General features: G+C 48.0%; 17 protein-coding genes. 12 read left to right on the forward strand and 5 right to left on the reverse strand.

Annotated elements, in window-relative coordinates; genetic code table 11:
- Positions 1-65 precede the first annotated feature (65 nt).
- The gene (locus I3X05_RS22510) at positions 66-1601 is read left to right on the forward strand and encodes an NADH-quinone oxidoreductase subunit L (protein WP_045569174.1); all 1536 of its coding nucleotides are present in this window, start codon (positions 66-68) and stop codon (positions 1599-1601) included.
- The gene (locus tag I3X05_RS22515) at positions 1598-4048 is read left to right on the forward strand and encodes a YbcC family protein (RefSeq protein ID WP_052702502.1); all 2451 of its coding nucleotides are present in this window, start codon (positions 1598-1600) and stop codon (positions 4046-4048) included. The genes I3X05_RS22510 and I3X05_RS22515 overlap by 4 nt, the downstream gene beginning before the upstream one ends.
- Before the next feature lie 81 nt (positions 4049-4129).
- Here the strand turns inward: I3X05_RS22515 and eat are convergent, their stop codons facing one another.
- From eat to I3X05_RS22530, 3 genes are read right to left on the reverse strand one after another with little or no spacing between them, the layout of a single operon-like run.
- The gene (gene eat / locus I3X05_RS22520) at positions 4130-5521 is read right to left on the reverse strand and encodes an ethanolamine permease (protein WP_045569135.1); all 1392 of its coding nucleotides are present in this window, start codon (positions 5519-5521) and stop codon (positions 4130-4132) included.
- Positions 5522-5536: 15 nt separating this feature from the next.
- Positions 5537-6379 carry an ethanolamine ammonia-lyase subunit EutC gene (eutC, locus tag I3X05_RS22525; RefSeq protein ID WP_337971285.1) on the reverse strand — a complete coding sequence of 281 codons (843 nt, stop codon included), beginning with the start codon at positions 6377-6379 and terminating at the stop codon, positions 5537-5539.
- Positions 6376-7779: an ethanolamine ammonia-lyase subunit EutB gene (locus tag I3X05_RS22530; RefSeq protein ID WP_337971286.1), complete on the reverse strand. Its 1404-nt coding sequence runs from the start codon at positions 7777-7779 to the stop codon at positions 6376-6378. The genes eutC and I3X05_RS22530 overlap by 4 nt, the downstream gene beginning before the upstream one ends.
- A 252-nt stretch (positions 7780-8031) precedes the next feature.
- Between I3X05_RS22530 and I3X05_RS22535 the strand changes: the two genes are divergently transcribed.
- The 8 genes from I3X05_RS22535 to I3X05_RS22570 all read left to right on the forward strand — a co-directional run bounded on the left by I3X05_RS22535 (position 8032) and on the right by I3X05_RS22570 (position 18532).
- The gene (locus I3X05_RS22535; protein WP_337971287.1) at positions 8032-9051 is read left to right on the forward strand and encodes a helix-turn-helix domain-containing protein; all 1020 of its coding nucleotides are present in this window, start codon (positions 8032-8034) and stop codon (positions 9049-9051) included.
- 320 nt (positions 9052-9371) lie between these two features.
- Positions 9372-10379 (forward strand): LacI family DNA-binding transcriptional regulator, encoded by a 1008-nt coding sequence (locus I3X05_RS22540; protein WP_045569138.1) that lies wholly within the window; start codon positions 9372-9374, stop codon positions 10377-10379.
- Positions 10380-10394: 15 nt separating this feature from the next.
- Positions 10395-11639, forward strand: coding sequence for an ABC transporter substrate-binding protein (locus I3X05_RS22545; protein WP_045569139.1), 1245 nt, complete (start codon positions 10395-10397; stop codon positions 11637-11639).
- Between the two features lie 62 nt (positions 11640-11701).
- The gene (locus I3X05_RS22550) at positions 11702-12691 is read left to right on the forward strand and encodes a carbohydrate ABC transporter permease (protein ID WP_413470292.1); all 990 of its coding nucleotides are present in this window, start codon (positions 11702-11704) and stop codon (positions 12689-12691) included.
- Between the two features lie 31 nt (positions 12692-12722).
- Positions 12723-13583 carry a carbohydrate ABC transporter permease gene (locus I3X05_RS22555; protein ID WP_413470293.1) on the forward strand — a complete coding sequence of 287 codons (861 nt, stop codon included), beginning with the start codon at positions 12723-12725 and terminating at the stop codon, positions 13581-13583.
- An 18-nt stretch (positions 13584-13601) separates the two neighbouring features.
- The gene (locus I3X05_RS22560; protein WP_337971288.1) at positions 13602-14951 is read left to right on the forward strand and encodes a GH1 family beta-glucosidase; all 1350 of its coding nucleotides are present in this window, start codon (positions 13602-13604) and stop codon (positions 14949-14951) included.
- Positions 14951-16042: an ABC transporter ATP-binding protein gene (locus tag I3X05_RS22565; protein ID WP_337971289.1), complete on the forward strand. Its 1092-nt coding sequence runs from the start codon at positions 14951-14953 to the stop codon at positions 16040-16042. Before I3X05_RS22560 ends, I3X05_RS22565 begins: the two co-directional genes overlap by 1 nt.
- 78 nt (positions 16043-16120) lie before the next feature.
- Positions 16121-18532 carry a GH36-type glycosyl hydrolase domain-containing protein gene (locus tag I3X05_RS22570; RefSeq protein ID WP_193166944.1) on the forward strand — a complete coding sequence of 804 codons (2412 nt, stop codon included), beginning with the start codon at positions 16121-16123 and terminating at the stop codon, positions 18530-18532.
- Between the two features lie 41 nt (positions 18533-18573).
- Here I3X05_RS22570 and I3X05_RS22575 read toward each other — a convergent pair whose 3' ends face one another.
- Complete coding sequence (locus I3X05_RS22575) at positions 18574-19521, reverse strand: aldose 1-epimerase (RefSeq protein ID WP_337971290.1); 948 nt, start codon at positions 19519-19521, stop codon at positions 18574-18576.
- 67 nt (positions 19522-19588) lie between these two features.
- Here I3X05_RS22575 and I3X05_RS22580 point away from each other — a divergent pair, with 67 nt between their 5' ends.
- Together I3X05_RS22580 and I3X05_RS22585 are read left to right on the forward strand one after the other, a co-directional pair.
- A complete protein-coding gene (locus I3X05_RS22580) occupies positions 19589-22681 on the forward strand; it encodes a GH116 family glycosyl hydrolase (RefSeq protein WP_337971291.1) in 3093 nt (1030 codons plus the stop codon).
- A gap of 117 nt (positions 22682-22798) precedes the next feature.
- Complete coding sequence (locus tag I3X05_RS22585) at positions 22799-23818, forward strand: LacI family DNA-binding transcriptional regulator (RefSeq protein ID WP_171816690.1); 1020 nt, start codon at positions 22799-22801, stop codon at positions 23816-23818.
- Positions 23819-23907: 89 nt separating this feature from the next.
- On the opposite strand, the gene I3X05_RS22590 is transcribed toward I3X05_RS22585, so the two are convergent.
- Positions 23908-26355: a glycoside hydrolase family 9 protein gene (locus I3X05_RS22590; protein ID WP_337971292.1), complete on the reverse strand. Its 2448-nt coding sequence runs from the start codon at positions 26353-26355 to the stop codon at positions 23908-23910.
- Positions 26356-26517: the final 162 nt, after the last annotated feature.

The raw sequence follows: 26517 nt of genomic DNA on the forward strand, positions 1-26517 counted from the left end.
ACATCTCAATTCGCTCGCTGCAACATACCACTCCTGAGCGTTTATTTTTTCCAGCAGGAGTGTTTATGCTGTTCACATTGGGCGGTTCACTGTTTGCCGCCGTTTACGGGAGTGGCTTTTTGCTTAGTCTGATGAGCAGAAAGCATCATTGGCTGATGGCACGAATCACCACCTTAGTCGCGCTACTTGTGGCGTTTTGTTTACCCATTTTAGTCGTATCGCAGGTCAATGTGACGCTGCCTCTGCTCAATCTGCTGATGGTGATCTTAGTCGCCCTGCTTGGTTGGGTGATTGTTGGTTACGCTTCACGCTACCTTGACGGCGACAAAGGGCAGCCGCGGTTTGTTCGGGCGATGCTGTTTACCCTGTTTGCGGTTGCCGTGTTAGTGACGAGTGACAACTTGCTACTGATGGCAGGCGCGTGGAGCGCGACCAGTTTCGGTTTGCACTTTTTGCTCACCCACTATCGCGATCGCAAAGCGGCCAAAATCGTCGCGCACAAAAAGTTTATCGTTAGCCGACTGGCCGACCTCTGTCTGCTTGGCGCGCTTGGTTTGCTTTACCATGCTTTGGGCACATTCTCCCTTTCCGCCATCAGCCAACAACTGGCGCAGTGGCAACATCTTCCTCTTTCATTGAACTTGGCCGCACTGCTGTTTGCTTTTGCCGCGATTTTAAAAACCGCCCAATTGCCGCTGCATGGCTGGTTAATTCAGGTGATGGAAGCGCCGACGCCGGTCTCTGCACTGTTGCACGCCGGGGTGGTCAACATGGGGGGATTTGTCTTGATATCGCTGGCGGCGTTAATCAGTTTGGCCCCCGCTGCGCAAACCTTACTGGTGGTGGTCGGCAGTTTGACGGCGCTGTTAGCCGGATGGGTGATGATGACGCGCATCAGCATTAAAGTTCGCCTTGCATGGTCAACCTGCGCGCAAATGGGCTTTATGCTGATGGAAATTGGCCTTGGATTGTACGAGTTGGCACTGCTGCATTTGCTCGCTCACTCGCTGTACAAAGCCTACAGTTTCCTCTCAGCGGGCGACGTGGTCGAGCAAACGGTACGGCAAGATTATCAGCCGCAGGCGCAAACCATCCAAGGGATGTTAAGTGCAGTGCTGTTCTCCGCCGCCCTCGTTACTGGCACCTTGTTTATTTGGCAACTTTGGTGGCCAAGCGTTTCCCTGCCTGTGGCGGTGAGCGTTATTCTCATTGTTGGCCTTTCGCCGCTGTTTTGGCGTCGCGCATCGACATCACTGCCTGCCATCGCATTGGGTGCGTTGCAAAGCAGTTTCGTCTTGCACCTTTACCTGCTGTGGCACAGCGCCTTTGCCCACATCGCCCCTAGTCATGCTCAAACCCAGCCGATGCTGTTAGCTTTTGTCTGCGCCGTGTTCTGCTTGTTCTATGTTGGGCAGGTGGCAATACGTCATTACGCGCATCATGCTCTGGTCAAACGCCTTTATCCGTGGGCTTACAACGGATTTTATTTGGATGAACTCTTCACTCGCTTCACCTTTAAAGTCTGGCCCGTCACCTTCAGCCATGAACAGGCGCAAACGCAGGTGAAAGGTCAAAAAACAACCTATGGAGAACTGATATGACCGCCCAGCTTCGTGATGAACGTGACTTTACCGCGCTGCTGCACTCGGCGATTTCGTCCGCCTGCAACAGTATCGCGCCAAACTGGCCGTTGGATCGAATGATTGCGGTCAATCCTTATTGGTCATGGGTTGACAAGCCCTTCAACCAAGTGGCTCACCACCTTGCGAAACTGGCTGGTTCGCCGCTGGCAATGCCGCTGGCCTACTATCGCCAGCTGTGGGAGAGCGGTGCGATTAGCGCGCAAGATCTCTCGCACGCGCTGACGTCGCCCTGTTTTGCCCAAGAATGGAATAGGGAGCGCGCGCTAACTGCCCTCAATGGCAACGATGAATTTTCTTCGCCAGCCCCTTTGCTGTGCGATACCTTAGATAGCCAGCGAAACTTACTCAAACAACCAGCCTGGTGTGACACCGTCACTCATCAGATCGCGCAATTTTGCGCCGCCTATTTCGACCAAGATCAAGCTGACTGGCATCCTCACAGCGACATTGGCCTTTATCAAAGTTGGCGCGAGACGCTGCGCCACGATCACAGTGTCGCGCTATTGATGAAAGCGCCGCACATTCCGGCGCTCGCCAATCAAATGGCGTTAGACGCACAAGAACAAATTCGCCAAGCGTTAACTCAACTAAATATTGCCCCCGAGCACTGGCACGATTATCTACAAGCGTTGATGTATCGTGTCAGCGGTTGGGGGGCGTGGTGCGCTTATCTAAAATGGCAGGCTAACTTGTCGCAGCAAGAGGAGAACTCACTGGTCGATTTACTGGCGATCCGCTTGAGTTGGGAGTGCTTGGTGGATGACAAAGCGCGCCATTCTGGCTCGGTATGGCAGCGCTGGCAGCAGCAATGGCAGCAACACTTTCAGCAGTATGATCCGCGCAAGAGCGAGGTGCGGCTGATTTGGCAGCGTGCCCATGAGCTGAGCTATCAGCGTCAGCTGTGCCAACAGTTGGCGCTTCCAGTGACAAAAGTGTCATCGCAGCCCAGCGTGCAAGCGGCATTTTGTATCGATGTGCGCTCGGAGGTGATTCGCCGGCACCTTGAAGCGCAGTCGGATCAGATTGCCACCTTGGGTTTTGCTGGCTTTTTTGGCCTCCCCATCAGCTACGATCCGATTGGCACACAGATCAAGCGTCCGCAATTGCCGGGCCTGTTAGCACCGAGTGTTTCCGTGTGTGATAGCTCTGGCTGTGCGGAGCAAGACGCCAAGATCGCCAAGCAACGGGAACAAGCGCTAGAGCGGGAGACGGGCTGGTCGATGTTTCAGCGTATGCCTGCCTCGACCTTTACGCTGGTGGAGGCGTTAGGTTTGGGGTATGTAGGAAAACTGGTCAAACGGGCGTTGCCTTTGACAGCGAAGCGCAAAAACGCCGCTATGCCGGGGCTCTCGCTTGCCAACACGAAACAACTGCGCCCGACGTTGTTTGCTGATACAGAGCAACAAGTGATGCTGGCAGAAAATGCCTTAAAAGGGATGGGCTTGACCGAGTACTTAGCGCCGATCGTGCTGTTAGTTGGACATGGCAGTGAAACCGCCAATAACCCGCAGCGCGCTGGTCTGGACTGCGGTGCCTGCTGCGGCCAAACTGGTGAAGTCAACGCCCGCGCGTTGGCGCAGATACTCAATCAACAAGCGGTGCGTGAAGGCTTGAGTCAGCGGGGTGTGGTGATACCAGACAGCACACATTTTGTCGCGGCGTTGCACAATACCACCACAGAGGCGCTGCGCTTGTTTGATATCGGTAGCCTAGACGATCCGACAAAAAAACAACTGAGCGAATTGCAAGCGACGTTGGATGCTGCCTCAAGCAGTGCAAGGGCAGAGCGCGTGCCACAAATCGGACTCAAAGCGGATTCAAATCAGCCCAGCAAGGTAGCCAAAGAGATGGAGCGTCGCAGCGTCGATTGGGCGCAAACCCGTCCGGAATGGGGGCTAGCGAATAACGCCGCGTTTATCATTGCGCCCAGAGAACGCACGCGCGGCATCCCATTGCATGGCCGCACGTTTTTGCACGAGTATTGCAGTGAAGCCGACCTCGACGCCACTTTGCTGGCGCAAATCATGACTGCGCCGATGGTGGTGACCAACTGGATCAATATGCAATATTACGCCTCCACGGTTGACCCGCGTCGTTACGGTTCGGGTAATAAAACGCTGCACAATGTGGTGGGTGGTCGTTTGGGGGTGTTTGAAGGCAATGGCGGCGATTTGCGCATCGGTCTCTCTCTTCAGTCGCTGCATGACGGTTCGCGGTGGCGTCATGAGCCGTTGAGATTGACGGTGGTGATCGATGCGCCGGAAAAAGCGATTGAATCGGTCATCAGGCAACATGCGATTGTCAGACAACTGGTGGAAAACCAGTGGCTCTATCTGGCGCGTTTTGAGCAAGAAGGCTTGGCCTTTTTCGAGCAGGGAAGATGGGAGCGGCGCAGCCTTAACTAGACTACGCCTCGACGATTCTCACTCTCATCGCGAGAGTGAGAATCGCGCTCTCTTTTCGCTCTGGCTTGAGGAAAAACTCAGTTAGGCCGCTTCAAGCTCGCCTTGCGCCTTGTCAAGCAGGGCAAACTCCTCTTCGGCGGTTTTGGCAATTAAATTGTTCTGACCAATGAGCAAGTAATAGAGCATACCGATAGCGAACAGCGCCAGCGTAAAGAGGAAGGCGCGTACGTCATAGGCGTAGACACCGGTTAGCGCGACAATCGACAGTACGAAGGCTACAGCAGACGTGACGATGCCACCGGGGGTTTTGTATGGACGAGGCATCTGTGGGAACTTAATACGCAGCAGGATGTGGCTGGCCGACATCATCGCATACGAGATCGTTGCCCCAACCACCGCCATGGCGAGGATCAAATCTCCCTCACCCGTGAGCGAAATGATAAAACCGAGCATCGCCGGATAGATCAGCGCGCGAACCGGTGCTTTGCGCTTGCTGGTGAGTGAGAGATTTTTCGGCAAATACCCAGCGCGGGACAGAGCAAACACCAAGCGGCTATAGCCATAGATAATCGAGAAAAACGAGGCAACTAACCCTGCCAGACCAAGAATGTTCACAAACGTTGCCAACTGTGCGTGGCCTGAAAGGTTTAATGCGTCCACCAAAGGAACCGCGCTCTCGCCAATCACTTTGGCACCGACCGCGCCGCTGAGTAATACCACAACCAAAACCGCGGTAAACAGCAGAAACAGCATTGCAGCGATAATCCCTTTCGGCACATCCTTTTGCGGATCTTTGGCCTCTTCCGCTGCGAGTGGTACGCCTTCAACAGCAAGAAACAACCACATCGCAAAGGGCAAGGCTGCCCACACGCCGTAGAGCCCCATAGGCATCATTAAACTGCCGCCTTGGGTGGGTGCAATATCAAATAGGTTGGCGCTGTTAAATTCGGGCACAAGCGCAACGGCTGTGGCGAGAATCGCCAACACCGCTAGGCCGCTGATCACCATCATCACTTTCAGTGCTTCGCCAACGCCAAAAATGTGTATGCCGACAAAAGCCAGATAGAAAAGTGCATAAACCAGCGGACCATCAAGGCCAATCAGTTCATTGACTGCTGAGCCAATAAAAATGACGATGGCGGCTGGAGCCAAAGAGTACTCGATGAGTACCGCCAGGCCTGTTAAAAAGCCGCCCATCGGCCCCATGGCTTGGCGTGCAAAACTGTAACCGCCGCCTGCAGCGGGGATCGCGGCAGACATTTCTGCCAACGACAGCACCAAGGCCAGATACATAATTCCCATCAGCACCGCGGCGATAACAAAACCGCCCCAGCCAGCTTGAGCGATACCAAAATTCCAACCGGCGAAATCACCGGAGATGACGTACGAAATGCCCAAGCCAGCCAGCAAGATCCAACCTGCGGCACCCCGCTTAAGCTGGCGTTGTGCCAGATAGTCGTTTGATGTGGTCATATGAATTTCCTTATTTTATGACGTTGAAGTTAAAGAGAAAAATTGAGTTCGTTGCTGTTCGAGAATCGCATCGTCGGAGCGATCTTTTAGTCCAACACCGGTGAGTTTGAGCCGCCGCGATTCCGCCAGCAGATAGAAACATTTCATCGCGGCTGCTTCATAAGGAAGCCCTTGCGGCCGCACGTTGGAAATACAGTTGCGCAGTGAATCTTCGGTACCACGCTGCGGGTGCCAAGTCAGATACAGTCCCAAGCTATCGGGGGAACTTAACCCCGGACGTTCGCCCACCAACACCAACACCTCGCGTGCGTTGATCGCTTCACCCACGTCATCACCAACCGCCACACGGCCCTGATGCACAATACAGAGCGGTGCGATACGCCAATCATGTCGTTGGTCGGCATGGAGCTGCGTGATTAAGGCGTCAATAAACGGCGCTGCGTGATGACTGATGGCGTAAGAGGACAAACCATCGGCAATGACAATCGCCAGATCGTAAGGGCTTGGCGTGCTATCGCTGTGCTGCTTCAAACGTTCAATCGAGGCATCATTGAGCTTGCGGCCCAAATCGGGCCGTTGCAGATACGTGAGGCGATCACGGGCTTGGCTATGCAGCGAAAACGCTGGCAAATAGGGCACAATGGCCGGTTTTTGCGCTAAGGAATCAATCAGATCCGCTTCGTTGAGCGGCACATGCACCGCATCCATCGCTTGAGCGTGCGAGAGCTGAAAACGCAATAGCTCTTGGGTTGGAATGCTGGTGCCCACGCGGCCAAGTCCGATGCGCGCCTGGGTAAACTGGCGCAACTTGTGCCATGGATCCTCATGGATCAACGAGGAAGTCGGCGTTTTGCTCATACGGCCTCCTGAATCAGTCGCAGTGGCTGGCTAAAGTGCGGCGACAACTGGTCGGCGAGTTGCTTCCCTTCATCCTGATGGAAGATTTCCATCTTCTTCAGCCAGGCCTCAAATTCTGGAGCAGGACGGGAACCCAACACTTGGCGGGCGTAGAGCGCGTCATGAAACGAGGTGGTCTGGTAGTTGAGCATGATGTCATCCGAGCCCGGAATGCCCATGATGAACGAGCATTCAGCGACGCCGAGCAGCGTCAGCAGATTGTCCATGTCGTTTTGATCGGCGTAAGCGTGGTTGGTGTAGCAGATGTCACATCCCATCGGCAGGCCAAGCAGCTTGCCGCAGAAGTGATCTTCCAGCCCGGCGCGGGTTATCTGCTTACCATCAAACAGATATTCCGGGCCGATGAAGCCGACCACGGTGTTAACCAGTAACGGTTTGAACTTGCGCGCCAGTGCATAGGCGCGTACTTCGCAGGTCTGTTGGTCGACGTTGTGATGGCCGTTGGCTGACAGCGCGCTGCCTTGGCCGGTTTCAAAATACATTACGTTGTTGCCGACCGTACCGCGATTGAGGCTAAGAGCGGCATCATAGGCTTCGGCAATCACATTGAGGTTGATACCGAACCCTTGATTGGTCACTTCGGTGCCGCCGATGGATTGAAACACCAAATCGACAGGCGCCCCTCTCTCAATTGCTTCGATGGTGTTCGTTACATGGGTCAACACGCACGACTGAGTCGGGATGTCATAATACTGAATCACTTCATCCATCAGCTTCATCAGTTTAATCGCCTGACTCACGCTGTCTGTGGCGGGGTTGATGCCAATCACGGCATCGCCGTTGCCGTACATCAGGCCATCAAAAATCGATGCTGCAATACCGCTCATATCATCGGTCGGGTGATTAGGCTGCAAACGGGTGGATAAACGACCGGGCAGACCGATAGTGTTGCGAAACGCGCTGGTCACCTGACACTTCTTCGCCACTAGAATCAGATCCTGATTGCGCATGATTTTGCTGACTGCCGCGGCCATTTCGGACGTGATGCCAGCGCAAACCCGCGCCAACTCCATATGAGTGGTGGTTTCTTGCAGCAGCCAGTTGCGAAAATCGCCAACCGTGAGATGCGCGATCTCCAAGAATGCGCGGGCATCATGCTCATCGATGATCAGACGGGTAATCTCATCGTCCTCGTACGGAATCAAGGTTTCGTTGAGGAAGGTTTTAAGGGGCAGATCCGCCAACACCATCTGCGCAATCACACGCTCTTCTGCTGATGTGGCGGCCACCCCCGCCAATTGGTCGCCGGAGCGCAGCGGCGACGCCTTCGCCATCACTTCTCTCAAAGAAGCAAACTGATAGGTCTGACTGCCTAATTGATATCGGTAGCGTGAACGCATTGTGCCTCTCTACATCGTTACAGTTTGGTTGTGTTGGTTTGCTCAGGGTTGTGCGGCCTGAACCTTGCAATTTGTCTTGGAATATCACTGCAAGAACTACTGCGAAAACTGTTCCGCGAGCATGACGGAAATAGGCAAAGTTAAATAAATCAATAAAAACAGTCAGATAGGTCGGGTGGCGCTTAGCGCTGGTGCAAGAGGGTGAAAATGAATTTGGTTCAATTGCTTCATGAAGGGAATTCATGCGCACCAATGAGGTGCAAACAATACAGTTTTGATGTCAATCAGCAGGCACAAAGCCTAAGTGCTTGGGAGCAAAAATATAATCAACACAGTGCAGGGCAGTTCCATGGCTATCTGGACGAAATAAAGTTGCCCGGTTTGCATTTGTTTGAGGAGTACACCAGTCACGCCGTCCATCAGGAGTGTTGCGTCAACCCTAGCGCCGTTTGGATTGGTTTTTCGATGGACAGTCAACGGCCTAAAGTAAATGGTCTGCAAGCGCAGACGCATCAATTGATGATTCGTCCGGCGAAGGAGTCGTTTGAATTGGCCACGCCACAGGATTTTCATATTTTTGGCATTGTCATTGAGCGCGATCTGCTGTTGGACGGTTTGCAATATGGCGGTCAAGAACAATGGGAGAACGCCCAGTGGGAAACGGCGGTATTGGTTGAAAACAGCGTGCCGCAACACGGTTGTTGGTCGCTGGTGAATTTGATTCGAGATGCGTTGAGTCCGCTGTCGATACTCGGACAGAAGTTGCTTGAAGAAGGGGCTGCACAAGCGCATCTGCACGCCATGCTGCGCACTGCGGTGATGGATCGTCTTAGCGCGTTTCAAGTGTCGCCTGAACGTGAACCGCGCAGTTACCATACTCGGCGTCAGGCGCTGCGGCGCCTATATAAATACATTGATCACAACGGTGAATATCCATTGAGTATTAGCGAGATGTGTGCCATCGCCTGTGTCAGCCAGCGCACCTTGCACAACTGTTTTGAACAAGAACTTGGCGTGAGCCCAGCGACGTTTTTGCGAGAGTGCCGTTTGAACGCAGTGCGACGGGTATTACTGGATCAATCGCAGCAGCGGGCAATCTCCGACGTTGCACTTGGCTTTGGCTTCTATCATCTCGGTACGTTTAATCACTATTACAAGCGGCTGTTTGGCGAAACGCCCAGTCAGACGCGAACCCGCGCATCTCAGTATCAAAAAAGTGCGGTGGTGAAACGGTTTGCGGCGGCTCAATCTCTCACATTCCACGTCGATTGAAGCGCTTCGCAGAGCTTGGTAAACGCTGCGCCGCGAAATCGAGTTAACGGCATAAACTTGCTGTTCATTTTTCTCTCTTGGTCCTTCGAAAACACCGATTGTCTTGTTGTGCGACAAGCAGACAAAGCGCAAAAGTCTCTCTGACGCGAGAAAAGAGACAACTCATGAAATAATTTCACGGTGTGATATAAAACGTAAAGAACTTCCAATTATTACTGACCCACTGAAATAGCGCCTAGTTTCTCGTGATGAAGCTCACGATCTCACGGTCATGAATCCTGAATAATCGATTTGTAAGCGATTTCAAGGATGGGTTCTGGGTGATCACAATAAAGCATGTATCCGAACGCGCAGGGGTGTCACAAGCGACAGTCTCGCGGGTTATCAATGGTACAACTCCAGTGAGTTATGACAAGAAAGTGAAAGTAGAGATGGCGATAAAAGAGTTAGGGTATCGCCCGAACTCAATCGCCAAAGCGTTGGCGTCAAGTCGAACTGGAAGCGTCGGTATTGTGGTGCCTGAGCTGGGCAGCTCCTTTTACTCGGGTTTGTTGAATTGCATTGAAAGCAAACTACGGCGTTTAGGCTATCACGCTGTGGTTACGGCAGGGTCGAATACTGAGCAAGGTCAACGAGAGTCGGTAGAGTTCCTCTTGGGTCGTCAAGTGGATGCGCTAATTCTCCATACTCAGTATCTCTGTGATGACTATTTACTCAGTCTGGAAAAACAGGGTATTCCTCTCGTCGTCATAAACCGAGTGATCGCTGATATGTCGTCCAGCTGTATCGATATCGATAATGAAGCTGGTGGAAAGCTGGCGACGCAACACTTGCTGCAAATGGGGCACCAGAATATTGCTTGTATTACCGGGCCTCTAGATAAATCAGATGCCAGTGGGCGGTTACGGGGGTATCGCCTAGCACTAGAAGAAGCGGGGCTTGAGTACAACGAAGCACTGGTTTGTGCGGCTGGATTTACCGAAGAGACGGGAATGCTTGCGATGCAGCAACTGCTAAACCGCGATGTGAAGTTTACCGCCATATTTGCCTCTAACGACCATATGGCGGTTGGGGCACTGGAGGTTTTGAAAAATAAAGGGATCTCAGTACCTGAGGAAATATCATTGGTGGGGTTTGATAACGTTCTTTTTGCACGTTACCTCACACCACGCCTCACCACTATCCATTTTCCAATTGAGGAAATGAGCACAGAAGCTGTGCAGTTAACCATTAAAAAACTTAATAACCAGAAGAACGACGTGAACTTCATCTTGTCGCCGTCACTAGTGACAAGAAGTTCCGTTAAGAACTTACTCAACTCTATCTAACCCTAAGGACAGACCATGAACTTTAAGACCTTAGCGCTAACAAGCGCGGTTCTATTAGGACTTGCTAACACATCTGCTGCCGCTGAAAACACTATCCGCTTCGACGGATTCCCAGATTTTGATAGTAGTTTAAAGGTACTGCTACCTGATTTTGAGAAAAAAACAGGTATTAAAGTGGACTACCTGATGAACAACCACGGTGATCACCATACTAAGTTGACCACCAACTTAGCCACTGGGTCTGGCGCTGGCGATGTGATTGTTGTCGATGTGGAAAAAATTGGTCCGTTTGTCGCCTCTGGTGGTTTAGTGAACCTATCGCAACAGTATGGCGCGAACAAGTTTGAAGACCGTTTTGCCCCGTATGCGTGGGCTCAAGGAAAAGGCGCAGACGGCGATGTCTACGGCATGCCTGTTGATCTCGGGCCGGGTGTTATGTACTACCGTACTGACCTGTTCGAGAAAGCGGGTATCGATATCAATCAGGCCATCAAGGATTGGGACAGCTACATTGCGGCAGGCGAAAAGCTCAAAAAACTCAACATTCAGTTGATCCCGTCAGCCGCCGATGTGGCTCAAGCAATCATCTTTACCACCGTACCTGAAGGTGAAGGATTGTATTTTGACAAAGAGGGCAACCCTGTGGTCACCTCTGAGCGTTTTGTACATGCGTTTGAGGTGGCGAAGAAAATTCGTGACAAGGGGCTAGATGGTCGAATTCTTGCTTGGTCTAACGAATGGTATGAAGGTTTTCGTAACGCGACTTTTGCCACTCAGCTATCAGGAGCTTGGTTGCTTGGTCACTTGAAGAACTGGATTGCACCAGATACCGCGGGTAAATGGGCGGTGTCACATCTGCCGGATGGCATTTACGGTAGCTGGGGTGGTTCTTTCCTTTCTATTCCTAAGCAGTCCAAGCATCAGGATGAAGCGTGGAAACTTATCGAATACATGACGACAGAGCGTGATGTTCAGTTAAAGCACTTTGAAACGATCGCTGCCTTTCCTGCCAATGTCACCACTTATGACGATGCGTTGTTTCAACAAGAAGTTCCATTTTTAGGTGGACAAAAAGCGCGACTTCTTTTCGCCGATGTTGCGAAAAACATTAAACCTGTTCAGCCAGCAAAAGGGGATCACGTCGCTCGCTCTATCGTTTTGGAAAACGCGCTGATGGAAGTGCTTGATGAAGGAAAAGAGATCAAAACTGCGCTTAAAGAAGCAGAGCGTCTCATCAAGCGTCGAACTCGCAATTTATAACAAAATTACATATTCAATTAGGAGACGTGATCTCGCGTCTCCTTTTGTAAGAGGTCGTTACTATGAAATCAGCAACAAGCAACGTCATGGGAACAGGATTGGCTGCACGCATTTTTTCATATCTAAATTTGAAAGCGCTTACACCCTATACTTTTCTTCTGCCGTTTCTCCTTATTTTCTCTATTTTTGGGGTTTTTCCACTCCTGTTTTCGATTTATCTCTCTTTTCACGCTTGGAATCCGGTGGAAGGCTTGGGCGCGATGAGCTTTGTCGGTTTGGAAAATTACCAAGTCGCACTCACCGATCCGTGGCTTTGGCGTTCACTCGAAAACACCTTTTGGCTGGCGATCACCTCTGGCGTGGCGCAGCATCTTATCGCCATCCCAATCGCGTACATTCTCGTTTCATTAGGGGGCCGTTTACGTCACTGGCTAACTTCAGCTTACTTTCTGCCGTATATCACGTCGACGGTCGCGGCTTCACTGATCTTTTTCAACATGTACTCGCCCAGTTCCGGGATCATAAACCAGACTTTGATAGCTCTCGCGGACAACACCTTACTTGGGTGGGCATTTTCCTGGGTAAATGATTTTCAGCCTATCCGCTGGCTAGATGATGCCACCATGATTAAGCCGTCGATTGCGATTATGGTTTTCTGGAAGTACACCGGTTTTAACATCGTGCTCTATACCACGGGCTTAATGACCATTCCGAAGGAAATTTTGGAAGCGGCGAGAATGGATGGTGCCAATGCGTTTCGTCGGTTCTGGAATATTTCATTGCCGATGATCCGCCCATTCATCTTCTTCGCTGTCACGATGACCATCATCGGCAACTTACAACTGTTTGAAGAACCGTTTGTGCTTACTCGCGGTGGCGGTGGTACCGGGCAAGCTGGCTTAACCATTTCTATGTACTTGTACAAAGTGGGTTGGGAATGGTTAGAGATGGGGACGGCATCGGCCATTTCATGGCTCCTGTTTGCCCTTATCGCAACATGTACCTTAGTTCAATTCTTCTTTTTTGGTAAAAAAGGCTTAGGGGAGCATTAAGATGTCTACACAATCGGTTAAGGCTGTGTCAATGGGTGTGCATAAATCAAGAGACAACACGGTCGAAATGGTCACCAAAATGATGATGATACTGTTGGCCATCATCCTGATTATCTCCGCCATCGTGACCGTTTTCCCATTTGTTTGGTCAGCCTTGCTTTCCACTCGGGATCGTGCAGAGATTTTTGGAACAGGGATTAGTTTCGCCCTTGGCGACAGTCTCGCCATCAACTACGCCAAATTGAAAGAGATCATGCCTTTTTGGCAGGCGATGTTTAACTCCGTGTATGTCGCCTTCATCGGTACAACCATCTCACTACTGTTTTGCAGTATGGGGGGATATGCATTCGCTGTATTCAAATTTAAAGGGAGAAATATTCTATTTGGAATGTTGGTAGGTTCGATGATGATTCCGCCTGTTCTGAGTCTAATCCCTTACTTCATGATCGTGAAATTTATCGGCTTGATGGATAACCATGTGGCGGTGTGGCTGCCATTTACCACCACACCTTTTGGAATATTCCTCGTGCGTCAACATGTGGTGGCATCGATTCCTAAGGAGTTGTTGGAAGCCGCTAAGTTAGACGGTGCCGGTGAGTTTAGAACCTATTGGAGTGTGGTGTTGCCATTGATGAAGCCCGCTCTTGCTACCTTGGCCATCGTCCAATTTGTCTTTTTCTGGAACATGTTCATGCAGCCACTTGTTGTGCTCACCACACCAGAAAACTACGTGATTACCCAAGCGTTAAGAAGTGTCCAAGGTATACCGAACACCCCGTGGGGGGCGGTGATGCTCGGTACTACAATTTCGATTTTGCCCTTAGTGGTTACCTATTTGTTTGCCTCAAAGCAGATGATCAGTGGGCTAACGTCTGGTGCAGTAAAAGGTTAGATTTATAAGGTTATGACAATGAATAAATATGAGCTTCCTCATTCCTCGCGATTGCGTAGCAGCGATTTTATATTTGGTGTCGCCACCTCCTCTTATCAAATAGAAGGTGGAGTGGCAGAAGGAGGACGTACACCGTCTATATGGGATACCTTTTGTCAAAAAGAGGGCAAAGTGGATAAAGGTGAAAATGGGGACATCGCTTGTAACCATTACCACCTGTGGCAGCAAGATGTTGAAATGATCAGCAGTTTGGGTGTTGATGCTTATCGCCTTTCCATCGCCTGGCCGCGCATCCTCCCGCAAGATGGGGTGGTGAATCAGGAGGGACTCAAATTCTATGAGCAGATTATCGATGAATGTCACGCACATGGTATGAAGGTGTTTGTCACCCTCTATCACTGGGATCTGCCGCAGTATCTGCAAGATAAAGGGGGATGGCTCAACCGAGAAACGGCTTACAAGTTTGCTGATTATGCCGAGGTAGTGAGCCGTCATTTTGGCAATAAGATAGAGGTGTACACCACGCTAAATGAACCGTTTGTCGCCGCGTTTTTAGGCTACCGCTGGGGAGTGCATGCGCCTGGCATTTTGGGGGAACGTGAAGGTTTTCTGGCGTCCCATCACCTTATGCTGGCCCATGGGCTAGCGATGCCGGTTCTACGCCGCAATGCACCGAAGGCAAAACACGGAGTGGTATTCAATGCCTCACCTGCCTATGCGCATTCGGAGAAAGACATTGGAGCGGCAAAATACAGTGAAGCAGAAAACTATCACTGGTTTATCGATCCCGTTTTAAAAGGAGAGTATCCAGCGCTTGTCACCGAACGCCATTTTATCAACATGCCGATGGTACTTGCAGGAGATCTTGAGATCATTTCAGCACCAGTCGACTATATCGGAATCAACTACTACACCAGAAACGTTGTACGTTATAACGAAAGTGGTGATATTGAGACGGTGACGCAGGCAGAGAGTGAACACACCTATATCGGCTGGGAGATCTATCCGCAAGGATTGACCGACTTGCTGCTCAGTTTAAAAGAGCGTTATGCCAATCTTCCGCCTATTTACATCACTGAAAACGGCGCGGCGGGTGACGATCACTACCTCAACGGTGAAGTAAACGATGAACAGCGTGTGCGCTATTTTCAACAACATCTAAAGGCGTTAGATGAGGCAATTAACGCCGGTGTACAGGTCGATGGTTATTTCGCCTGGAGCTTGATGGACAACTTTGAATGGGCGTTTGGCTACTCACAGCGCTTTGGCATGGTATACGTCGATTATCCAACTCAGAAAAGAACATTAAAACAGAGCGCGATTGCTTATAAAAACATGTTATTAGAGCGTGCCAAGGAGACCCAATAATGGCTAAAGTTGAATTCAAAAATATTAAAAAATCCTTTGGTGATGTTGATGTGGTTAAGCATTTCGACTTTACCGTACATGACGGTGAGTTTGTGGTTTTCTTAGGCCCATCGGGTTGTGGCAAATCGACCACGCTGCGCATGCTGGCTGGTTTAGAAACCATTACCTCGGGGGAGATTTATGTCGGCGATAAGCTGATGAATAAAGTCGACGCAAAAGATCGCGATTTAGCGATGGTTTTTCAAAGCTATGCGCTGTATCCACATATGACCGTTTACGAAAATATTGCCTTTGCACTGAAGCTGAAAGGCATGTCGAAAGTGGATATTGATGCTGAAGTACGTAAAGCGGCGAAAATGTTGGAGCTTGAGCCTCTGCTTGACAGAAAGCCAAAGGAACTTTCCGGTGGACAACGCCAACGCGTTGCTATGGGACGTGCCATGGTGCGAACGCCTAAAGTCTTTCTATTCGACGAGCCGCTCTCAAACCTGGATGCCAAATTGCGTGGCGTCATGCGTGAAGAGATCAAACAGCTTCACCGTGAACTGAAAACGACCACAATTTATGTCACGCATGATCAAATTGAAGCGATGACGCTGGCGGATCGCATTGTGATACTCAAAGATGGCTACGTGGCTCAGGTAGGGACGCCGACGGATGTGTTTCAGCGCCCAGCCAATAAATTTGTGGCCCAGTTCATTGGTAGTCCATCCATGAACATGCTCGATGCCAAATTGATCAGTAAAGACAACGCATTTTATATCGAACTTGGGGAAACACAGATTCCGCTTCCTGAACGATTTAAAGCGTTGGCATCAAAGAATCTTGCGTTGCACCTTGGTATTCGCCCAACGGATATTCATTTGCGCGCAGAACATATTGACCATGATCGTGTATTACCATTTTCAGTAAAAATTAAAGATAAAGAGTTGCTGGGAGCCAGTATCTTATTAAAAACAGAAATAGCTAAACAATCTTTGATTATTGAAACGCAAGCTGCCGAGGTGACAACAAGTGAATTAACCTTGTACTTAGATCTCGATGCAATTCATCTTTTTGACGCGTTGAGTGAAAATTCGCTTGCCAGTTAATTAGAATATATACAGCAGACAGTTATAAACCATTCAATTTAACTCCTTCACTTTGTGAAGGAGATAGGAATAGTGACGATGAAATTCGGGTATTTTGATGATGAAAATAAAGAGTACGTGGCAACAACGCCTTGTACACCTATTAAATGGTGTAATTATGTTGGCACCTTAAATTTTGGCGGGCTGGTTGATAGCAATGGTGGTGTTTTACTGTGTAAAGGCGATCCTGCGCTCAATCGCATCACCAAATATATTGCTCAACTACCAAACTCCGACTTCAAAGGTTCAACCATATATTTGAAAGTGCGCAATAAAGAAGGGCATGAGGTGATTTTCTCCCCTTTTTATACGCCGACACTGAAACCACTGGAACGTTTTGAAAATCATACCGGCTTGTCTTACACCACAATTATTTCTCAAGGTTACGGAGTCCGCTGCGAATGCACCTTCTTTGTGCCCAAAGACGATCAAGTATTACTGCAAGATATTAAAATTACTAACATCTCGGATAGCGAGTTGCACCTTGATGTCGTTCCTGTTTTTGAGTTTTCTCACTTCGATGCATTGAAACAGCTGCTCAATGCCGATTGGGTTCCTCAAACCATGATCGTCAAAGCGCATCAACAAGAGAGTGGTCACACAGTGCTAGAGCAATATGCTTTCATGAAGAGGGACTACGCAGTCAACATCATGACGGCTGATCGTCCAGCCACTTCATTCTCTGGTGACCGGCAGAAGTTCATCGGGAATATGGGCTATGGAAGTTGGGCGGCACCGGAGGCTCTTAAGCAACAAGAACTGGGCAACGACGAATGCTTGAGAGGTGACAATATCGGCGCTCTCAATTTAAGACTCGGCTGGTTAGCGCCAAACCAGACGGAACGAACCGTGGTGCAACTGACGCAAATGGCGAGTTTGAATGCGGCGAAAGCGATGTTAGAAAAGTATCGAGATCACCATCAGGTCGATTTCGCGTTTGCTGAGCTTGCGCGTTTCTGGCAACGCTATCTCGCCACCATCCAAGTTGAAACGCCTGATCCGGCGATGAACTCCATGCTCAACGTGCACAATCCGCGTCAGTGCCATACCACGAAAAACTGGTCACGTTACCTATCGCTATACCAGCTAGGATATGGCGCTCGTGGAATCGGTTTTCGTGATTCATCGCAGGATATCCTCGGTGTTATCGCGCATATGCCCGATGAAGCGCGTGAGTTCATCGAACGCTTGCTTTCGGTGCAGAATACCAATGGCTCTGCGATGCACCAGTTTTTCCCTTCGACGATGGAAGCCAATGCTGGCGACTCAAGAGAAGAAGAGGATCGCCCAGACTATTATGGGGATGACCATCTCTGGATAATCTATGCCGTAACTCAGTATGTGAAAGAGACGGGCGATACCGACTTTCTGGATAAGGTCATCCCCTTTTACCAGAAAGATAAGCGCGGCAATCCGCTGGAAGTGGGGAAGGTGTGGGAGCATTTGTGCCGGGCCATTCATTTTACCCAAACCAACACTGGGCAGCATGACTTACCTTTGCTTGGTTTTGCCGATTGGAACGATACGGTCAATCTGCCGCGTGGTGCAGAATCGTTGATGGTTGCGAATATGTATGGCAAGGCGCTACTCGACATGTTGGACCTTTGTAAGGTACGAGGCGAGCAAGCATTAGCAGAACAGTACCAATCACACTATGAGCAGATGAAGAGCACCGTCAACTCCTTTGGCTGGGATGGCGAATGGTATGTCCGCTATTTCGACGAACGAGGTAAGCCAATCGGCTCAAAGCAAAATCAACAGGGGCAGATTTACACCAATGGCCAAAGCTGGCCTGTTATTTCAGGCTTTGCACCCCAAGAGCGTGCAACCCAAGCTTTGAACTCGGTATATTACAAGTTGAATACCGTTAACGGCATTAAGCTATCTACTCCTGGTTACAACGGCTTCGACCCGGATCTTGGCGGCGTTTCCACCTATCCACCCGGTGCAAAAGAAAATGGCGGCATTTTTCTTCATTCCAATCCTTGGGTAATGATTGCTGAAGCGAAGATGGGCAACGGAGATCGTGCCTACGAATACTATCGTCAAATTAACCCTGCTTCGAAGAATAACCAGCTTGATCAGTTCGAGTCGGAGCCCTACTGCTATCCGCAAAACATCCTTGGCGATGAGCACCCGCAGTTTGGCCTAGGACGAAATGCCTGGTTATCGGGGACCTCGTCATGGACCTATGTAGCAGCGACTCAGTGGATATTAGGTGTTCGTCCTGAAATGGATGGATTACTTATTGATCCCTGTATCCCGCGTCATTGGCCTGAGTTCAAACTCACTCGGAAGTTTCGCGGTGCGACTTACCACATTCATGTCAGCAACCCACAGAATGTGAGTAAAGGTGTGGTCGAAATGCGCGTCGACGGCGAGCTAGTGCAAGGAAATAAGGCACCGATTTGCAACTCTGGCGAACATGTAATTGAGGTGCGATTAGGTTAATAAACCAAAGGGCATGCAGCATGCCCTTTGTTCTCAACTTGTTATCGCGCTTGGTAATTGGCTTGGCATTGCCAGCGAAAGGTCTGGTGCTGTTTGGGGGCCAACTCCAGTAAACCAATATGGTGGTTGAAGGCATCTGCCGGGCAACTCATGGGTTCAATGGCAATAGACGCTTCGGAGTTAGGCGTGTAAAGCTGAAGATAAGGGTAGCTGGGATCTTGTTGGTAATTCAGTGAGGCAACGTGGTCTTGTCGCTGTAAGGACAGTTGAATAGGCTCACTAGTATCGAAATAAAAACAATGATTTAGCGTAACTCCATCCAGAGAGGTTGCCTGTAAGAATTGTTCGTTTGGAAAGGTGAGAGCAGTTGGCATGTCATCAATATGCTCAAGTTCGTGACAAAAAGGCATAGTCAAAGAACATTGTGAAAGTGGGGCTCCTAAAGAGAAATAGGGGTGCCAAGCATCTCCAAAAGGCATGGCTGTGACTCCTTGGTTTTCCACTGTCGTGGTGCAACTCAATAAGCCGTCGATGGTGATTGAGAATCTAATATCGATTTGAAAAGCAAATGGATATCCGGGATGCAAACAGGAGGTTGTAAAGCGTAGATCCACCTCTGCTGACTGTTCACTTGTTTGGCAGTGAAGGAGTTGAAACGGCTGGTTATAGAGTAATCCGTGAACAGCGTGTTCCGACCAAGGAAAATTAGCTGGCAACTGATAATGATGACCTTTGTAGCAATAACGACCGTGTTTAAGGCGATTCGGAAAAGGAAAGAGTTTTGCACTACGTGAAAAATAGGGGTGTTCATTTATAAGCTCATCACTGGCTTGATAACCTGATATAAAAGAGAAGGGGCTGTGGTTGAATATAAATTTATTTATAACAGCACCAAATTCTGTAATTAACTCAATTTCAATACCTATCTCTGGATTGTTAATGACTATGCTATCGAACATGCCGAATTTTTCTTTACTAATTTTGAACATTGTTAATATCTCCATTTTTTATTGATATTAACAGTTGAAATTAAATATTCAATATTGGATTTAAACTATGAAGAATAAAATCCCATACACAACTTATCATGGCATAGCGCGTGATTTGTGTGCGAAAGGTGACGCAGTTGAATTTATTCAACCTTGGTATACTCCCGTATCTACAACACCGGAAAATACGGGAATGGCAGTAGGGGGAATAGGCTCGACGTTTACCCTTACACCCAAAGGCGAGACACCAAACTTTAGCTTTATTCCTGGTGTTTATGTTGACTGTTCGGAAAGCTCTATTAAAAGCTCTATTAATTTCAATGATTTCTATATTTCAGTGATGGAACCGATAAATATTGACAATATAGCAATAAGAGATCTTGAAGAATTAAAACGTTTTTTGCATTTCTATCCAGCACTATTTAATGGTCAAAAGCTCGACTGTGTGAGTGAAGAACGTGCCATCGAAACAATAAAAAAGAGCCTAATTAGTTCGAATTTCTACAGTGACAATCAGTCCAATTTTTTGCGTTGGAAGGTGGAGTTTACTGAAAAAACCCAAAAGCACATTGAGCAAGATGCCAACTCGCTGATGACACAGCTTTTGGTTGCACTGGATTTTTTTGACGGTTTGCTCATCAACGCTTCGGCTGATTGTGTCTCTCTTACCGGTAAAAGCGTTGATCAAGTTCGCTCAATGAATAGCGAAGATATTCACTATCAAGCCTTGTACCCGATTGCTCAGTATCAGTATGCAGGCATCGACACGCTCAAAGTGACCCGCAAAGTGGTTTCACCGATAGTGAAAAATGAGCAGAAATTGTGCTCATTGCCGCTGCACTGGAATCAATTCGAACTCACCAACCTATCAGACTGCACCAAACTGATCACGCTGGCACAACCACTGGAAAACTTACTCGGTTCTACCTATCAAAAAGCCCGTCACGGCGTGCAGGATTCGGCATGTTATTTGATCAGAAATGCGATTTTACATAAGCATAGTCAGAGCAACATTGAGGATGGCGATGTCGAGTTTATTGGCGCCAGTTTACGAAGCGATTCACCTTACTCATCCGATATAGAAGGAGAAGTACAGTATGGCGTTGTCGCTAGAAAAGCCGATCTTGAGTCTGGGAAGATAACGGTAACGGTAAAGCCCTCTGTCTACAGTAGTAAAGTCGAAACCCAGCTTATAAATGCATTAAAAACAGGACGCACCAGTAGCCATTTTGATCGCGGTATTTATAGTGGACGTGAGAGTGTGACTGCCTTGATATGTGTGCAAGTGGAACTGCAGCCGGGTGAAACGGTCGACTTGCGTTATTTACAGGTAATGGATCATAGCAAGATATGGCTTGATGATTTGAGAACAGAGAAAGCGTACTCCAATTTCTTTCCGAAACATCAAAGAGCCACATGGATGATAAAAGAGGTGTTGCCACAGCTTGACAAAATTGAAGAAAAAATTGTTAAGCAGCAAAATGACTTTTTATCTCTAGCCAATCAGAACATGCAGGATAAAGAGACGGCAGAGCGTTATTCAACCATGGCGATGAATACCTTGTCATTTCTCTCCGAGTCAACGGTGTGGGATTGTGAAAATAGATTTCTGGTCAAGGAGTGTGTGGATTACCCATTTTTCAATTCATTAGATGTTTATTTCTACGGTTCATTCTCAATTTTGTATCTGCTCCCTGAACTTGATGGTAGCGTGATGCAAGCGTTTGCTGACGCGATATTATCGACTGATGACACGAAACGGAGATATTGGGAATATGAAGACAAACCGTTTGCTGATCTGAATGACGCAAAATATGAAGGCCCTCGAGCATTGTATGGTGCCGTTATTCATGATTTAGGCAGCCCGTTTGATATTAAGCCAGATGCGTACAGTTGGCATAATGTAAAAGAATGGAAAGATCTCGCGCCTAAATTTATTTTGATGGTGTACCGCCACTATCAACAAACCAAAAATAAACAACTTGTGGAGTATTGTTGGCTCGCGGTCAAAGAGAGCATCCACTATTTATCGAGCCTGATAGAAGAGGGCGATTCGCTACCTTTGGTTCATGGTACGGATGACACCTTCGATAATCTTTCGTCTCATGGCATCTCGATCTATTGTGCGAGTTTATGGGCTGCTGGCCTTAAAGCGGCGGGAGAGCTTGCGCATATTATGCAAGAGCCTAGTTTAGCAGAAGAGTACAAGCAGCAATCTCAGCGCGCATTGAGTACGATTGAAAGTAGCTTATGGGATGAAAAAAATGGTTACTACCATTTTTATGCCACGCCTATTCAAACTAAGCATTTAACCGGAAAAGATTATCAGCCACTGGAAGCGTTAGGGATAGTACTGACCGGGGATTTAGTCACCGACAAGTTAATACTGAATACCTATCTTGATCGAGTGGATGAACAAAGTGATGTACCGAGAATTGAGCAAAGATTACGCAAGAAGCAGAATCTTCTTGCAACGGCTCCGTTAGCGTTTACGCGACAGTATCAAGTGATGATTCTGGATTCAGACAACAGTTTTGGTGATGCTTTGGTTGCCGATACCTATTTGAAACTGGTTGGTCTGGATGGTCTATTTCAAGCAGAGCGCATCGAAAGAACGTTGGAATTTATCTATGAACGCAATTTCCATCGCAATAGCCCTAACTTGGGGGTGGCAAACATGACACTTTCTGATGGTTCCCCGCATGATGCTTTTCAAGCTCAAGATGTTTGGGGCGGGATCCAGTTTAGTGTGGCCACGGCGCTTAAGTATGCAGGAAAGAAACAGTATGCGGAGAGACTATTAGATACCGTGTATCACACCCTTTATCGTTCGGCGAAAATTCCATTTGCAGCACCTGAAGGCTTTAACTGCTCGTTCCAAGTCACGCATGAGCAATTGCAAACACAGTTTTCACTGAGTGAAGAGGTCGCGACACGCTGGCTAGACGACTTAATTTCCTATCGGGCACTTCGGCCTGATCTGCGGGTCAGTCATGATTTGCTGTCGAGCAAAGCCGCGTTTTTGCAGAATCTTGCGATTTTAGGTGTTGGTGAGGAAACGCTGGAGCAGCTATATCATTGGTTGCTCAGTTGCGGTATGAAGTACACTGCGGGTCGATATTTTAGGCCTGGAATGATTTTTTCCTATCTATATTGTTAAATTCAATACTACAAGAGGTTGATTTTTATAATTAACCTCTTTTTTGTTGTTTTGGGCGAGTGTAGAATGGTATGTTAAAAAAAAGAGACTAACTTGGTTGTGAGCTTCAGTGGTTTTATGAAAAGAACAGATAAAGTAAAAATGCCGACGGCTTATGAGGTTGCGAGGCTAGCCAACGTTTCTCAAAGTACAGTGTCACGCTATTTCAATCGAACCTCTTATGTATCAAATGATAAAACAGAGAAGATTGAGCAGGCGATAAGAGAACTGGGCTATAAGCCGCCAAAATATGCTGATAAATTGATCAAAACACGCTCAATGACGATTGGTGTCCTCGTGCAAAATCCCGATAGCCCTTATACGAGTAGTATTCTCATTGACATGGAAAAACTTCTAGCGAAACACGGCTACTCTTTGCTAATTTCAGTCAACAGTTGGCAGGAAAGTTTGGTGGCGTACTCGTTAGAATATTTAATGAAGAGTGATGTTGATGCGATTATTATTATTTCTGGCAATGTTGATAAAAAATTAATAGTTAAAATTTCTGAAACAATTCCCGTTGTTGCTGTTGGTTACAACATTGTTGCAGATAAGGTACGTTCAATATCGCTAGATAATAATCTAGGTGGATATTTAGCGACACTACATTTAATACAGCTTGGTCATGTAAACATAGCTCATATAAAAGGTTTGCCAAATCATGACGATGCCATCTATCGTTACAATGGTTATGTTCGAGCACTAAACGAAGCGGGAATTAATATCAAAGAAAAGTTAATACTTGACGGTGATTTTAGTATTAAGAGTGGTTATGAGAAAACGATCGAGTTGATCAAATCGAAGGTCTACTTTTCTGCTATATTCGCTGCAAATGATCTAAGTGCTTATGGTGCGATAAAAGCATTGCATGACAATGGATTCAAGGTGCCAGAAGACGTTTCTGTGATTGGGTTTGATGATTTACCCACGTCACCGTATTTTACTCCTTCTTTAACCACGCTGCGTCAGCCTCTTGAGGAAATTGGAGCGCTTAGTGCGAAGTGTGCGTTGAATTTGCTCAGTGGTGAATCGGAAGCTATCCGCTTACCGCCTATTAGCCTGATTGCGCGAGAATCAACAAAATCTCGCTACCGATAGAAACAGCCGATACAAAAATAACCCATATAAAAACAAGTAGCCGAGAATATTTTCTCAACTACTTGTCTGCCATTTAAAACGATATTGCTCTATTGAATATATTCATCAAGGAAACTCACTGCCCAGAAGAAAGGGGCATTCCAGTTAATCGTGATTTCATTTAAAGTCCAAGCGCCAATATCATCTTTCCAGCATGTTTGTCCTATGCATTTTCCTTTCATTGACGAGGCAACAGGATCACTGAAGTTGATTGAGTTTGGTCCACCAGACATCACACCAGGTGGAACCAGAGGTGATGAAGAGTCAGCAGCATGCGCCCAGAAACGGTGATGTGGATTGATCAATTGACGGCTTCCGTAACCCGAGACATAAGATTGATCGAGCGGGTTTCGACCGAGAATGTAATCCATCGCATCCATTATCGCTTGGGCGTACTTTGTATCCTTGGTGAAGTCGTAGGCAATACCTAAGAAAATGCTTCTGTTCATTAGGTTAGAGTTTGAACCCCATGGATACTCGCTTGCTTGATAGGGGATACGATAGCCTTCTTTAGCTATCGCCTGCTGATAAGCATCTGCTGTTGCAACGATATTCGCGCGCGCTTTACGCACTGCGTCATCTGAGAGACGATTTGGAACAATAGCCAGTGTGAGAGTTCCCGCACCGCTCACCCCTTGCCAATATAGATCTCCGGTCGCCTCACTATCTCCAGTCGGGGTGGTTAAGTAGTAAGGAGAGCGCTGAATGGCTTCTTTGTATTCTGCCTTACCGGTGGTGGCAAAAAGCTCTGCCGCTGCCCAATAGAACTCATCGTCTACCTTGGTATCATCGTAAGGACCAGAACCGACAAAGTTGTCATACGCATAAACATGGTTGTTCACTTTGGCGGCTTGCCAGGCTTTTTCGGCGGCTAACAGGCAACGCTCAGCGTATTTATCATCCAGATCTCTCCATACACGTGCACATTGTGCCGCTGTTGCTGCTAGGTTCAGCGTCGCTGCCGTCGTTGGATAACTCAAATAACGCTCTTTGGGATCTTTGTGAGGAGGCAAAGGCATTCCAGTCCAAGAATCATCTGCGATCTTATGGAAAACCATGCCATTCGCATTTATGGCTGTGAGTTTGAGGTTGGTTAGTTGCTCAGATTGATCGCCGACTGGTACCCAAATCTGACGATTGTCTTGCACTTGCATGGCCAGCATAAAATCCATCATCCAACGAGACTCATCCAACAGATCATTGAATTGGTTGCTGTTCTCTGGAATCTTGACTTTGCCATCAGCGAACGCGCTTTGGCCATTTTTCTTGGTAAGTTTCTCTCTTTCGTAAAAATTCATCAGAGTCCAGAGCGAAATTCCGCCGTTAACCACATACTTTCCATGGTCGCCAGCATCGTACCAGCCTCCTGAAACATCGAGCGACAGATCGCAACCGGGCCAGTTATTGCCTTTTGCGTCTTTTTTGTTGAAACACGTGGCAATTTCCGGTTTGTGACCCGCTGGTCGAGCTAAGTCGGCCCGTTGTACATATTGCTCTTCAATATCAATGCCGCTTCGCTGCTGATAAAAGAAGGAAAGCGCATCGTACTTCATATCACGGTAAATACTGTCATCAAGATCAAATGGGTGGCTTCGCTCACCGTTGACTTCGAGTACTACGCCTTTTGCCGAGGATTTGACATGGCTGAAATCAACAAGCTGAACCTGCTCGCCAGAAGCACTGTTAAGTCCAAATGGCAGCGTTTTTCCTTCGGCAATCACCGCCTCTTTCGCATCCAATAATGCCCACGTTAAGGGGGACTTTTCTTCGGTTGCTACCGTTGCATACTTTTGCGCGCTGGTAAAATAGCCAACTTGATTCACTCGCACTTTGGCCAGATCGACTTTCTTTTCGTAAACAGGGCCGGTTAGCGAAAGCTGCTTAACGCAAACGGTGGTCGGTGCCTGAGTGCCGATCTGAAAATGCAATTGCACTTTGTCATCGTTATCCGAAGGTTTAAAAGAAAAATGAAACGATTTGAACTCGTTGGCAAGTGGAACGTCTTGGACAAGATAGCTGGTGTAGGGCGCGCCATCATGTTGGACAATGGTTTTTACACTAATGGCCTTTTGTGCCATGGCATCGAAGCGGAGGGTATAATTTTCACCTTGTTTAAGAGCTAGACCAGATTGACCTAAAATAACATCCCAAGGGTTACTTCCACTCGCTGTAAAAGATATGCAACCGATATTATCTACCGCTTTTAGCGAGCCTCCCGCTGCCCACCAGCCGTCAATACCTTGCGAGAAATCGCTATTGGCCAGAAGGTTGATAGTCTTTGTGTTATTAGAACTAGATGTGGATGTTTCGGCAGTACAACCCGTAAGCGCAATTAAACCGCAGCTAAATAAATTTAGCACAAGTAACCGTTTTTTAATCATTTTAACCTCTTTAAAATTAAGAAGATAGAAAGCATAAAGTGCCGTGCTATATAAATAAACAAATAGACAGAGCAATTTGGTATCTATCTTATAACAGCCTATACGATGAGAACTCAATCGTACAATCAATAATATGTGAGTGTTGCTATCTTTTTAATACCTATGATGAAAGTCCATCGATTTATTTCAAATCACTCCAAGAAAGTTTTTCATGGATATCGTTTGAACGTGATCAAGACCAAAATTGAGATCAAAGATATTATTGTTGCTGACAAATAC

It is taken from the genome of Vibrio navarrensis, assembly GCF_015767675.1.
Taxonomy (GTDB): domain Bacteria; phylum Pseudomonadota; class Gammaproteobacteria; order Enterobacterales; family Vibrionaceae; genus Vibrio.